This is a genomic window from Halomonas litopenaei (assembly GCF_017303055.1).
Lineage (GTDB): Bacteria > Pseudomonadota > Gammaproteobacteria > Pseudomonadales > Halomonadaceae > Halomonas > Halomonas litopenaei_A.
The window spans coordinates 91987-104340 of sequence record NZ_JAEKJT010000005.1 but is presented as its reverse complement, the minus strand read 5'-3'; the positions used below and the strand labels follow the sequence as shown (position 1 = coordinate 104340).

At 62.1% G+C, this 12354-nt stretch carries 12 protein-coding genes; 8 read left to right on the top strand and 4 right to left on the bottom strand.

Annotated features, from left to right (window positions below; translation table 11 throughout):
- Positions 1 to 1653, top strand: coding sequence for a multicopper oxidase family protein (locus JF545_RS10610; protein WP_035470148.1), 1653 nt, complete (start codon positions 1 to 3; stop codon positions 1651 to 1653).
- Between the two features lie 67 nt (positions 1654 to 1720).
- Positions 1721 to 2341 (top strand): class I SAM-dependent methyltransferase, encoded by a 621-nt coding sequence (locus JF545_RS10605; RefSeq protein WP_035470151.1) that lies wholly within the window; start codon positions 1721 to 1723, stop codon positions 2339 to 2341.
- Here JF545_RS10605 and JF545_RS10600 read toward each other — a convergent pair whose 3' ends face one another.
- Together JF545_RS10600 and JF545_RS10595 are read right to left on the bottom strand one after the other, a co-directional pair.
- On the bottom strand, positions 2342 to 2563 hold the full coding sequence (locus tag JF545_RS10600) for a hypothetical protein (protein WP_108131996.1): 222 nt from the start codon (positions 2561 to 2563) through the stop codon (positions 2342 to 2344).
- Between the two features lie 193 nt (positions 2564 to 2756).
- A complete protein-coding gene (locus tag JF545_RS10595) occupies positions 2757 to 3653 on the bottom strand; it encodes a cation transporter (RefSeq protein WP_035414185.1) in 897 nt (298 codons plus the stop codon).
- A 97-nt stretch (positions 3654 to 3750) separates the two neighbouring features.
- Between JF545_RS10595 and cadR the strand changes: the two genes are divergently transcribed.
- Positions 3751 to 4158 (top strand): Cd(II)/Pb(II)-responsive transcriptional regulator, encoded by a 408-nt coding sequence (gene cadR, locus JF545_RS10590; protein WP_035414187.1) that lies wholly within the window; start codon positions 3751 to 3753, stop codon positions 4156 to 4158.
- Between the two features lie 137 nt (positions 4159 to 4295).
- Here cadR and JF545_RS10585 read toward each other — a convergent pair whose 3' ends face one another.
- On the bottom strand, positions 4296 to 5678 hold the full coding sequence (locus JF545_RS10585) for a DegQ family serine endoprotease (protein ID WP_051895595.1): 1383 nt from the start codon (positions 5676 to 5678) through the stop codon (positions 4296 to 4298).
- Positions 5679 to 5884: 206 nt separating this feature from the next.
- Here JF545_RS10585 and JF545_RS10580 point away from each other — a divergent pair, with 206 nt between their 5' ends.
- The 3 genes from JF545_RS10580 to JF545_RS10570 all read left to right on the top strand — a co-directional run bounded on the left by JF545_RS10580 (position 5885) and on the right by JF545_RS10570 (position 8797).
- On the top strand, positions 5885 to 6799 hold the full coding sequence (locus JF545_RS10580; RefSeq protein ID WP_035470160.1) for a cation diffusion facilitator family transporter: 915 nt from the start codon (positions 5885 to 5887) through the stop codon (positions 6797 to 6799).
- Positions 6800 to 6899: 100 nt separating this feature from the next.
- The gene (locus tag JF545_RS10575) at positions 6900 to 7577 is read left to right on the top strand and encodes a DsbA family protein (RefSeq protein ID WP_035470163.1); all 678 of its coding nucleotides are present in this window, start codon (positions 6900 to 6902) and stop codon (positions 7575 to 7577) included.
- Entirely contained in the window at positions 7574 to 8797 is a 1224-nt protein-coding gene (locus JF545_RS10570) for a M23 family metallopeptidase (protein ID WP_197037084.1), read from the top strand. The genes JF545_RS10575 and JF545_RS10570 overlap by 4 nt, the downstream gene beginning before the upstream one ends.
- A gap of 306 nt (positions 8798 to 9103) precedes the next feature.
- On the opposite strand, the gene JF545_RS10565 is transcribed toward JF545_RS10570, so the two are convergent.
- Positions 9104 to 9562 carry a MerR family transcriptional regulator gene (locus JF545_RS10565; protein ID WP_035470166.1) on the bottom strand — a complete coding sequence of 153 codons (459 nt, stop codon included), beginning with the start codon at positions 9560 to 9562 and terminating at the stop codon, positions 9104 to 9106.
- Between the two features lie 89 nt (positions 9563 to 9651).
- Here JF545_RS10565 and JF545_RS10560 point away from each other — a divergent pair, with 89 nt between their 5' ends.
- Positions 9652 to 11850: a heavy metal translocating P-type ATPase gene (locus JF545_RS10560; RefSeq protein WP_035470168.1), complete on the top strand. Its 2199-nt coding sequence runs from the start codon at positions 9652 to 9654 to the stop codon at positions 11848 to 11850.
- Positions 11847 to 12350 (top strand): signal peptidase II, encoded by a 504-nt coding sequence (lspA, locus tag JF545_RS10555; RefSeq protein WP_035470171.1) that lies wholly within the window; start codon positions 11847 to 11849, stop codon positions 12348 to 12350. The genes JF545_RS10560 and lspA overlap by 4 nt, the downstream gene beginning before the upstream one ends.
- The last annotated feature ends 4 nt before the right edge of the window (positions 12351 to 12354 follow it).

The following is a 12354-nucleotide window of genomic DNA, read 5'->3' as shown; positions in this document are numbered from 1 at the left end:
ATGGCTTATGTCGACCTGCAGCGACGTAGCGTATTGCGCCGCATCGGCGGTGTGGCGGCGTTGTCGACCCTGGTGGGGGCCGGGGTATGGACCGGGAGATATCGCCCCGCTCTGCGGGCGGCGTCCGCGTCAACGGCCATGGAGGGGCCCTTCGACGTCGACCTGCGTGTGCGAGCCCGTCCCGACAAGGTGGCTATCCTGCCCGGTGCGCCGAGCGACGTCTGGCGCTACACGGCCGAGCGAATCGTCGGGCCTGAAGATACCCTGACGCCCGTGGGTGAGAGTTATACGGGGCCATTGATTCGCCTGCGTCGTGGTCAGCGCTTGCGGGTACGCATCGACAACGATCTCCCCGAAGACACCACCGTGCATTGGCATGGTCTGCACGTACCACCGGACGTGGATGGTCAACCGCGCCTGCCGATCGCGCCAGCGACGAGCATGGCGGTCGCCTTCGATGTCGTGGATCGTGCCGGTCTGTACTGGTACCACCCCCATCCTCACGGCCCCGATGGTGGCCGGGTTGGCTTTCAGAGTTACGCCGGCCTTGCCGGTCCACTGATCATCAACGACGACGCCGAGCGTGCCTTGGAGCTCCCCGACGGAGAGCGGGAACTGGTCCTCATCCTGCAGGATCGCACCTTTAGCAATGGCAATGAGCTTCAGTACATCGACGATGGTGGCATGGGGGCGATGATGACCCGCATGCAGGGCTTTCGCGGGGAGCGGGTACTGGTGAACGGCCACCCGGACGCGCGACGCGAGGTGTCCACGCAGCCATATCGATTGCGCCTGCTCAACGGCTCCAACTCGCGCATCTACAAGCTGGCCTGGAGCGATGGCCGGGCGGTGACCGTCATCGGCACCGACGGTGGCCTGCTCGCCAAGCCCGAGCGGCGCCGCTCGGTCACACTGGCGCCGGCCCAACGGATCGATCTGTGGGTCGATTTTGGCGACACCGAGCCGGGAGAGTCCGTACAGCTGGTGAGCGAGGAGTACCAACTCGGCATGATGGGCGAGCGAATGGGCGACATGATGGACCGGGGCATGATGGGCGATCGAATGGGCGGCATGATGGATCGAGGGATGATGGGTGATCGAATGGGCGAGATGATGGATCGAGGCATGATGCGCGACATGATGGGAAGCGAGCGGCTCTCGCTAGTTACCTTCGCCGTCGTCGCACGGGCGAACGATGCGGAAACCCTGCCGGAACGCTTGGCTCAAGACCTGCCGGCCTCCCCGGTTCAGGCCGATACGCCAGTACGCCGCTTCGAGCTGGGCATGCGCATGATGCAGGGGTTCACGATCAACGGCCGGCAGATGGAGGGCGCGACGGTGGCAGATGACGAGATCGTCCGGCTGGCGCAGACGGAGATCTGGGAGTTCGTCAACAACACCATGATGCCGCACCCCATGCACGTTCATGGACTGCAATTCCTGGTTCAGGAGCGGATATCGGCGGGCGGCAAGACGGACCTGCACGATGGGATCATCGACGCGGGATTGCATGACACGGTGCTGGTGTTCCCGGAGGAACGGGTGCGCATCGCTCTGACCTTCAAGGACTTCGAGGGGTTCTACATGTACCACTGCCACACCATGGAGCATGAGGATGCCGGTATGATGCGCTACTTCAAGGTGGTGGCATAACGAACCGGTCTGGTTTCGATCACACCGTATTTCGATCACCTGGCAACCACACGGGATGACGATACAGATGTCCTTCTACGAGAATCGTGTTCTGCCGCATTTCCTCCACCTGGCGTGTGGCAACACGGTGGTCGATCGTCAGCGGGCGGCCGTGGTGCCGCAAGCCCGGGGCCGTGTTCTGGAGGTGGGTATGGGGTCCGGGCTCAATATTCCCCACTACGATCCGGACCGGGTCGAGCTGGTCTGGGGGCTCGAGCCTTCCGAAGGCATGCGACGCAAGGCCCGCCACAACGTCGCCAGCGCACAGTTCGAGGTGCGCTGGCTGGACCTGCCGGGCGAGGAGGTCCCTCTCGACGACAACAGTGTCGATACCGTGGTGCTCACCTACACCCTGTGCACGATTCCGGACTGGCACCGGGCGTTGGAGCAGATGCGTCGCGTGCTCAAGCCGGGTGGCCAACTGCTGTTCTGCGAACACGGCACGGCGCCCGACGAAGCCGTACGCCAGTGGCAGCGCCGTATCAATCCCCTGTGGCGCAGAGTGGCGGGGGGCTGCCATCTCAACCGCGACATACCCGAGCTTATCGGGCACGCAGGCTTCGGTATCCAGCGGATGGAGACGGGCTATCTTTCGAAGGTCCCGAGGTTCGCTGGCTTCAATTTCTGGGGGGGTGCTGTTCCCCGCTGATCAAGCTCGCGTGTAATGAGGCGATTCCCCGAACAACTGGCCATCCACTTCGATGGCGGTGCCATCCACGAACACTGGCACATAGCTCAGGGTCTTGACCTGATAGTCCAGGATCGGCGGCGCCAAGTGCCTTGCCCAGTAGCGAGCGATGCTCTGGAGCGCGTCGAGGTGGACCGTCCCCATGCGTACCAGGTATTTGCCGAGGCGGCCTCTCGCCGGCACGGTCTCGATGCCCAGCAGCTTCGCCGTGACCGGATCCTGACGAAAGGCGTCCAGATCGGACGCGCGCCATTGCCCGTGGCGAGGGAGGCCACCAGGCTCCAGAGTGTCTTCGCAACACTGGCGTCGTGCTTGAGGTGACTTTGCTAGGTGAACTGGCTCAGCAGGCCACTGAATAGCTATTAATAGACATTATTTAACCCTTGAGCGCCAGAATGCGCCTGGCACCGTTGAGCACAATGACCCCCGCGATGGTGCCGATAATCAGATCCGGATAATTGGTTCCGGTCCACGCGACCAAGGCGCCGGCGGTGATGACCCCCAGGTTGATCACCACGTCATTGGCCGAGAATATCCAGCTTGCCTTCATGTGCGCCCCGCCCTCTCGATGTTTGGATATCAGCAGCAGACAACTGGTATTGGCAATCAATGCGACGAATGCAATCGCCATCATCATCAGCGATTCAGGCTCGCTACCGAATACAAAGCGCCTGACCACCTCTGCGAGTACGCCAACCGCCAGAATCAGTTGGAGCACACCTGCAAGATGCGCGGCACGCACCTGCATTTTTACGCTATGCCCAACCGCATACAGGGCGAGCCCGTACACGGCCGCATCGGCAAAATTGTCCAGGGATTCTCCAATCAGGCCGGTGGAGTGCGCGATCAGGCCGGCCGTCATTTCCACCACGAACAGGACCGCATTGATACCGAGCAACCAACGCAGGGTGCCGGACTCCTGCGCGGCAGAGGCCGACGTGTCACCGACCGCCTTGATCGACTCAGGATCGGCAGCGGCCGTTTCCTGAAGCGAGGCTCCTAGCCCCAAGGTTGTCAGTTTTGCGGTGATGGGCTCGACCTCGCCGTCATGCACGACCTCTAATCGGCGGTTCGACAAGTCGAAGGACAGCACCCGAATCTCCTCAAAGCCGTTCAGGGCAAGGCGAATCATTCGCTCTTCCGATGGACAGTCCATCTTCGGCACGGCATAAACGCTGACCCATTTCCCCGATGCTTCGGAGGAGCGACGCATATCGGTATCCGCTATGGGCGTCGCATCGCCGCCACAGGGGGCTCCACAGGTTTTGCTCATGATACGACTCCACTTGAATATTATCGGGCTATCATTTAAAACCATATAGTCACTATAAGGTCAACAGAGCGGAGAGAATCCGTTGAGGAGGAGCTTGGTGCGTATTGGTCAGTTGGCAGAGTTGGTAGGGGTCGATACACAGACGATCCGCTTCTATGAACGACAGGGCCTGTTACCGTCGCCTGATCGGCAGGAGAACGGTTACCGTGTCTATACCGAGGAACATGGTGAGCGGCTGGCTTTCATTTGTCGCTGCAGAATCCTGGACCTGTCGCTAGCAGAGATTCACGAGCTACAGAGGTATCAGGACGACCCTCACCAACCTTGTGCCGCCGTGAACGCTTTGCTCGATGATCACATCTCTCACGTGCGCTCGCAGATAACCGCTCTACAGGCGCTTGAGAAACAACTCGTTTCACTGAGAGCGAGTTGCAACGATGGCCGGGAAGTTGAGGCGTGTGGGGTTCTTGCTGGAATTAGCGAGGGAAGCATGCACCAACAGTAGGTTGACGCATCAACCATTAAATCCGGATACCCTCCCCAGCCGTGCATTAGAATGTACGAGAGTCTGAAGAAACGCCCCAGCGATCCTGTTCGCCAGGGCGCCGCTGTGCTGATGTATTGAACGCTACTCAGTCGCGGTTAGTCACCATTGCCCACTCGCAGGGCCACGAAGTAGGTGCGGCCTTCGCGGTTGAGCAGAACAGGCACCGCTTGATCATCTGGCAGGCGGGTCAGCATCTCCTTCAGCTGTTCCGGACTCTCTACCGGCTGCTGGCCCAGTCTGACCAGCACATCGCCGGGGCGAATGCCGACGGCAGCGGCATGTCCGGCGGGGGCCACCTTGACGATGCGCACCCCGTGATCGATGCCAAGCCGACGCTTCTCCATGTCGTTCAACGGCTGAACCGCGATGCCCAGTCGAACCGGGTCGCCATCGGATTGACCGGGGCCGGCATCCGGCCACTCGCCAACTTCCACCGTGATGGTCTCCTGCTGACCATCGCGCAACACGGAGAGATCAACGTCTTCGCCGGGGGCCGTCTCACCGATCAGGCGCGGCAGCGTGGTGGAGTGGTCCACTTCCTGGCCGTTCACCTCAAGGATGACATCACCGGCCTTGAGGCCGCCTTCTGTCCCAGGGCTGCCGGGCTCGACCTGGGCAATCAAGGCACCCTCGGCCTGCTCCATGCCGAAGGACTCCGCCAGGTCCTTGGATACCGGCTGGATGCTGACGCCCAGCCAGCCGCGGCTCACGTACCCCTCTTCACGGAGCTGGTTGGCCACATCCAGTGCCACATCAATGGGAATGGCGAAGGAGAGGCCCATGTAGCCTCCACTACGGGTCAGGATCTGGGAATTAATGCCCACGACCTCACCGTCGAGGTTAAACAGTGGTCCGCCCGAGTTGCCCGGGTTGATCGCCACATCGGTCTGGATGAAGGGAACGTAGACGTCTTGGGGCAGGGTGCGGTTGATGGCACTGATGATCCCGGACGTCACCGAGTGGTCGAAGCCGAAGGGTGAGCCTATGGCGGCGACCCACTGGCCGACCTGGAGGTTGTCGGAGTTGCCCAGTTGCAGGGTGGGTAGGTTATCCGCCTCGACCTTGAGGACCGCCACATCGGTCTTCTCGTCGGCCCCCACCAGCTCGGCCGAGAGTTCGCGACGGTCGTTGAGGCGCACCAGAATCTTGTCGGCCTCCTTGACCACGTGCGCGTTGGTCATGATGTAGCCGTCTTGATCGAAGATGAAGCCCGACCCCAGTGACCGACGCGGCTCTTCATTGCGATTGGGCGCACCGCCAGGTGGCATCGGGAAGCGGTCGTCGAAGAAGTCACGGAGGATCTCCGGCACCTCCTGCCCCCCAAATTGCCGTGAGGACGTCATGGACCTCTCGACCTTGCGGGAGGTGGAGATGTTGACCACGGCCGGCGCGGCCTCGTCGACCAGTTCCGTGAAGTCCGGCAGCTGTGGCTCGGCGAGGGCTGGCGTTGCCACCATCAGCAGTAAAGCTAAGCTCATCAGCCAGGCGTGCGAGTAAGGCTTGGGTATCACAATGGGCTCCTTCCGGGGGCATGGAACATGGTAGCCAACTTGGTACAGTGCCCACTATGCAAAGTTCCGTACTCCTAACCCCGGCTCGGCCTTCAACAGAGTTCGGGCTTGAAGCTTGAGTTGCTATAGGTTTTATACTGCTGGGTCATCAGGTGACACCACAAGGATGACGCATGGGACATCATCACGATCATCCCCATCTTGCCCCCACCTCTGGTGACCGTCGGGTGAGTATCGCCATCTGGGCCAACGGGATATTGACCCTTGCCCAGATCGTTGGGGGCATTCTGGCGGGAAGCCTCTCGCTGATCGCGGATGCGCTGCACAATTTTTCCGACATGGCTGCGCTTGTCATTGCGTTTGCTGCCCGCAAGATCGCGAGACGACCGCCCGACTCACAGATGACGTTTGGCTATGGCCGAATCGAGGTTGTCGCAGCGCTGATCAACTACACCACCCTCATTATCGTTGGCATTTATCTAATTTACGAAGGCTTCATGCGCATGATCAACCCGCCAGAGATTCAGGGCTGGATAGTCGTTATCATTGGCATTGTCGCTCTTCTTGTCGATGCGCTAACGGCCTTGCTCACCTGGTCGATGCAAAAACATAGCGTCAATATCCGCGCCCTCTTCCTGCACAACCTGTCTGATGCCTTTGCGTCCATCGCCGTGATCATCGGGGGCTCACTGATTCTGCTGTATGACATGCGTTGGGTAGACCCCGCGATTACGATCGGTATTGCACTCTATATTCTCTATCTTGCCTTTACGGAGATAGGTACCCCTATCCGGACACTGATGCTGGGCTCGCCACCCGATGTCGATGGTCAATCCGTCATTGATCTCCTGCGCAGCGTCGAAGGGGTTGAGGATGTGCATCATGTTCACCTATGGCAAATGCAGGAGAATACCGCCGCGCTTGACTGCCACGTGGTGACGACGGAAGCCGGCTGGCAGCAGCTCGAGGCGATCAAGGCGGATATCAAAGCTCAGCTGAAAGCGCGCTTTGGCATTGGCCACTCCAGCTTGGAATTCGAGCATATTGATTATGCACATCAGGATGCCAACCTTTATGGGCATGGATAACACGCCACTATTCGCCGACTTAGGCACCCAACAGCGGCTGAGCTCCACTCAGCAGTATCCTGAGCTTTTTTAAACCTAACTCTTTGAAATTGAGAGAAAAATGTACAAAAAGGCGACGTTTATCCTGGCCGGAGCGTTGATGCTGACGGCCATCATCGTGATCGTGTCGAGGCCCTCGTTGTTGGGCATGGGCGCCGAGACGGCGAGCCGAGAGGGTGCACAGGCCGAGAATTCGCTGGTGCGCGCGCACTCGCCGGTCCTAGGATCGGAAGAGGCACCGGTGACGGTCGTGGAGTTCTTCGACCCGGCCTGTGAGGCCTGCCGTGCCTTCTATCCGCTGACCAAACGCATCCTGGAAGCCTACCCCGAGAAGGTGCGGCTGGTGGTGCGCTACACCCCCTTCCACGGAGACGTATCCGAAACCGCCATTCGCGTGCTCGAAGTGGCCAGGCGCCAGGATGCCTTCCAACCGGTGCTGGAGGCGCTGCTGGCTCGGCAGAGCCAGTGGGCGGCTCATGGCAGTGTCGATGAGGAAGCGATCATGGAGATCGCCAGCGAGGCCGGACTGAACAGAGCCACAGCCGAAGAGCAGCTCAATTCACCAGAGGTACAGGCGGTCTTCGACCAGGACAAGGCTGACGTCGAGGCCAACCAGATCAGCAAGACGCCGACCTTCTTCGTCAATGGCGAGCTGTTGGACCCCTTCGGCATGCAGGAGCTGGTCGACGCCGTTAACCGTGAGGTAGCCGAGGTCTCCGGCGAAGGGGATGCATCATGACACGACGCTGGTTGCTAGCGGGACTGATGGTCCTGAGCCCCGTGTTGGCTGAAGCCCGTTGGCAAGAGCGTGCCGGATTATCACCGGCCAAGCCGGTATCGGCCAGGGCACAAGGTCGCGTCGCCCAAGAGCTCACTGTGGCACCAGGGGATACCCTGGACGCACTGCTGCAGCAGCTTGGCGTGGATGCCGAGATGCGCACCCAAGCGGCGACCTCGCTGGCGAACAGGTTCGACCCGAGACGATTGCTGCCCGGAGATCGTATCACTTTCACCTCTATGGCGACGGGACAGCCGGTGTCGGTGGCCATCGAGCGTGACTCGGGTATTCAGTACGTCGTCACCCTGGGTGAGCGTCCGTCGACGCGCATTGTCCAGCCTCGCCTCGACACCCTGACCTTGGGTCGTGAAGTAGATGTCAAGACGTCACTCTATGCCGCCTTGGAGGCTGAGGAGATACCCAGGCGTTTCGCAGCAGAGCTTGACATGCTGCTGGGCGGACTCATGGACACACGCCGTGATATCGCGGGGGGCGAGCGCCTGCAATTACTGTGGGAAGAAGATCGCCGTGAGGATGGCACTCGAGTCGGGCCTCCCCGTCTGACCTATATGAGGTTGGTTGACCAGGGGGAGCGGCTGGAGGTGCTGTGGCCGGCGGACCAGAGAACCACCGTGATGCTATTTAAAAATGGTAGCCTCTTGGACTCCTTGCAGATTCCGGTTCTCGGCGCACGCCTGACATCTCCCTTCGGCAACCGGCGCCATCCCGTATCCGGAGAGGTCCGACGTCATGACGGTATCGATCTTGCCGCGCCTCGCGGCACCCCGGTCATGGCCACCGCACGGGGGCGCATTTCCTTCATCGGTCGCCGGGGAGGTTATGGTCGTGTCGTCGAGATAGAGCACGAGACGGGCACCATCAGTCGCTATACGCACCTCAGCCGGTTCGTCGCCAGGCTGGCGGTCGGGGACTCCATCAAGGCCGGCGAAAAACTGGGTGAGGTAGGGGCCTCCGGACTCGCCACGGGGCCCAACCTGCACTACGAGGTGAGAGTGGATGACCGCCCCGTGGATCCTCTCGAGGAAGGGCAACTCATCCTTCTGAGTGAGTCACCCACACGCCAGGAGTATCGCAGCGCACTTTTCGAGGCTCGGACACGTCTGCAAAAAAACATTGGAACGTCCGCTGCTCCCGATCTGGCCGCATTGGACAATCGATAAGCCACCAGGCGGGCTTGCGATGCAACCCGCCTCGGTGGGCACGATCTGCCTATCGTCATGAGACCCTACCGCCTCAGCGGCAATCGCTTCACCCGGGAAGGGGTTATGGAAGGTATCTCGACAGTCACGCTGGGTTTTTAGGCAGCCTCACCGCCGGCGTGATGGTGTATGTCATTGGCCATGAGATCACTCCCGAGACCATCGCAGCGGTCACCAGAACAAGGCGACCCTGGGAGTCTCAATGGAGCATGGTGATCATGCTGCTCCTGAATGTCTCAACTAGGGCACGCTGGGACGCGCAGGAGGTTACCCAAAGTCGTGAGCGCCTTTGTGGGCTGTCTCACTGATACACAGCTGGTGATCACTCAGCACCTCGATGATCCGGCAGCTTTCGACTTTCCCCCCATCACACTGGCTCACCATCCGCCTGAGCTCGTCACGCAGTGCCGAGAGCCGCTGCAGACGTGACTCCACTTCCTCCAGGTGATGCTTGGCAACGGCATCGACCTCCTGACAGGACATGTCGGGCTGGTCGGACATCGCCAGTAGCTCACGTACCGCATCCACCGAGAAGCCGAAGTCCCGGGCATGGCGAATGAAGGTCAGCCGTCTGACGGCGCGCTCGTCGTAGCGACGCTGACCCCCTTCAGTCCGTAAGGTGTTTTCCAGCAGCTCGATGCGCTCATAGTAACGCACCGTTTCAGGCTGGCAGCCGGTACGGCGAGCCAACTCCCCGATACCGATGGCATGGCTAATCTCCGGCATCCTGATGCTCCTCTTGCATGACTTGAACCTGTAGTTGCTACAGGGATTATGCTTCCGGACAAGATTAAGACATTCGGAGAGGCAGCGCCATGACCGAACCAACGCAAGGCACCATCCCGTCGACGCTGACACTGCAGGTGGAAGGCATGGACTGCGGCGGCTGCGAGCGCAAGGTAGAGGCCGCTCTGGGCCGCCTGGAGGGCATCGGGGAGGTGTCGGCCAGTTCGGTCACCGGATCGGTGAGGATTCACCCTCAACAGGATACGACGCCTTCTCATGAGGCGATCGAGCGGATCCTTAACGAGCTCGGCTACCAGCTTGCCACCGATGATGAGGGAGATGAGGCGGATGCCGCTCCGGCCTCTTGGTGGCAGACCGCCAAGGGACGCTTGGTGCTCGTCACGGGGGGGCTGCTGGCTCTGGCCTTCGTTCTCCGCCTGGTCTGGCCTAGCCTAGGCAACTGGCCCTTCGTCGCGGCCACCCTGGTGGGGTTGGTGCCCATTGCACAAGGCGCCTGGGGTGCGCTGAAGATGCGCAACCCCTTCACCATCGAGATGCTGATGAGCATCGCCGCCTTGGGGGCCCTGGCCATCAATGCCGCCGCCGAAGCGGCGGTGGTGGTCTTCCTGTTCGCCGTAGGCGAGTTGCTGGAGGGGGTGGCCGCGTCGAGGGCGCGACGCAGCATCTCGGCCCTGGCGGACCTGACGCCGTCCACGGCGAGGCTGATGGAGGATGGGGATACCCGTGAGGTCTCGGCCGCCTCGCTCACGCCTGGGCAGCGAGTCCTGGTGCGACCGGGCGACCGCGTGCCCTGCGATGGACGTATTCTGACCGGCGAATCCGACCTGGATGAGTCACCGATCAACGGGGAGTCGGTGCCCCGCACGCGGGCGCCGGGGGACGACGTCTTTGCCGGCACGGTCAACCTCGATGCCGCCCTGGAGGTGGAGGTAACCCGCGGCGCCGAGGACAACACCATCGCACGGGTCATCCGCCTGGTGGAGGAGGCCCAGGCCGCCAAGGCGCCGGTGGCACGTTTCATCGACCGCTTCGCTCGCTACTACATGCCGGCGGTGGTGGGGCTCGCCCTGCTGATGGCGGTGGTGCCGCCGCTGGTCTCGACCATGGCCTGGTCGGAATCGATCTATCGCGCCCTGGCCCTGCTGTTGATCGCCTGTCCCTGTGCTCTGGTGATCTCAACCCCCGCGGCGATCGCTGCCGGCCTCTCGGCGGGCGCCCGGCGGGGCCTGCTGATCAAGGGCGGCGCGGTGCTCGAACAGCTGGGTAAGCTGCGGACGGTGGCGCTGGACAAGACCGGCACCCTCACCGCCGGCACCCCCAAGGTCACCGACGTGGAGGACTGGGCCACTGGCCAGGGCACGCAAGAGATCCTGAGGCTGGCGGCTGGGATGGAACGTGACTCCAGCCACCCCATCGCCACGGCCATCCTCGCCCACGCTGAGCAGTTGGGCCTTTCCCTTCCACTGGCGAGTGAGAGCCGCGCCCTGTCGGGCCGAGGGGTCTCCGGTCGGGTCGAGGGGCGTGAGTTGAGCCTGATCACCCCCCGCCACCTGGCAGAGCAGGCCGCCCTCGATCACGATCTGACCGCTCGGATCGCCGAGCTGGAACACGCCGGCAAGACTCTCGCCGTGCTGGTCGAAGGCGAGCGCCCGCTGGGCCTGATCGCCGTGCGCGATGAACCTCGCGACGATGCCCGGGAGGGGCTGACGGCGCTGTCGCGCCTGGGCGTGCAGGCGGTGATGCTCAGCGGTGACAATGCGCGTACCGTCGCGGCCATCGGTGACAGCCTGGGCATCGAGGCACATGGCGAGCTGATGCCCGAGGAAAAGGCCCAGCGCGTTCGTGACTGGCAGGCCGCCGGCCGAGGCCCAGTCGGCAAGGTGGGCGACGGTATCAACGATGCGCCGGCGCTGGCCGCGGCAGAGGTGGGCATCGCCATGGGCGGCGGCACGGATGTGGCACTGGAAACCGCGGATGCGGCGCTGCTCAAGAACCGCGTCGGCGGCATCGCCGAGCTGATCGCCCTGTCCCGGGCCACGCTGCGCAACGTCAAGACCAACGTCGCCCTGGCGCTGGGCCTGAAGGCCATCTTCCTGGTGACCACGGCGCTGGGCATCACCGGCATGTGGATCGCGGTGATGGCGGATACCGGCGCCACCGTGCTGGTGACCCTGAACGCCATGCGGCTGCTGGGCTATCGCTTCTCGCCAGGCAATAATGCCACGACTGGCTCGGCAAGCCCGCGCTACCAGGAAGCCACGTCATGAGGACAGAGCGGATACCGACAGTGCCGCGCCGCTGGTACTGGTTGGCATTGGCCGTTATGGTCGGCCTGGCCGACCAGGCCATCAAGGGGCTGGTGCAGGCGCTGATGCCGTATGGCCAGACCATCCCGCTAGCCCCGTTCTTCAATTGGGGCCACTGGTGGAACACGGGAGCGGCCTTCAGCTTCCTCGCCGATGCAGGCGGCTGGCAGCGCTATCTCTTCTTGGGCCTGACAGGGATGGTGACTATTGTCCTGACGATCCTGCTGTGCAGGCCCAGGCCCCGTCTGGAGGCGCTGGGGTACAGCTTGATGCTGGGTGGCGCGCTGGGCAATGGCATCGACCGCCTGGTACGAGGGTATGTCGTAGACTACCTGGACGTCTACTGGCATGAGTGGCACTGGCCCGCCTTCAACCTGGCGGATATCGCCCTGTTCCTGGGTGTCATCGCCTTTGCGATTGCGGCCTTACGTGAGCGTCCCTCCCCCAGAGCGTCTGAGTAACGGC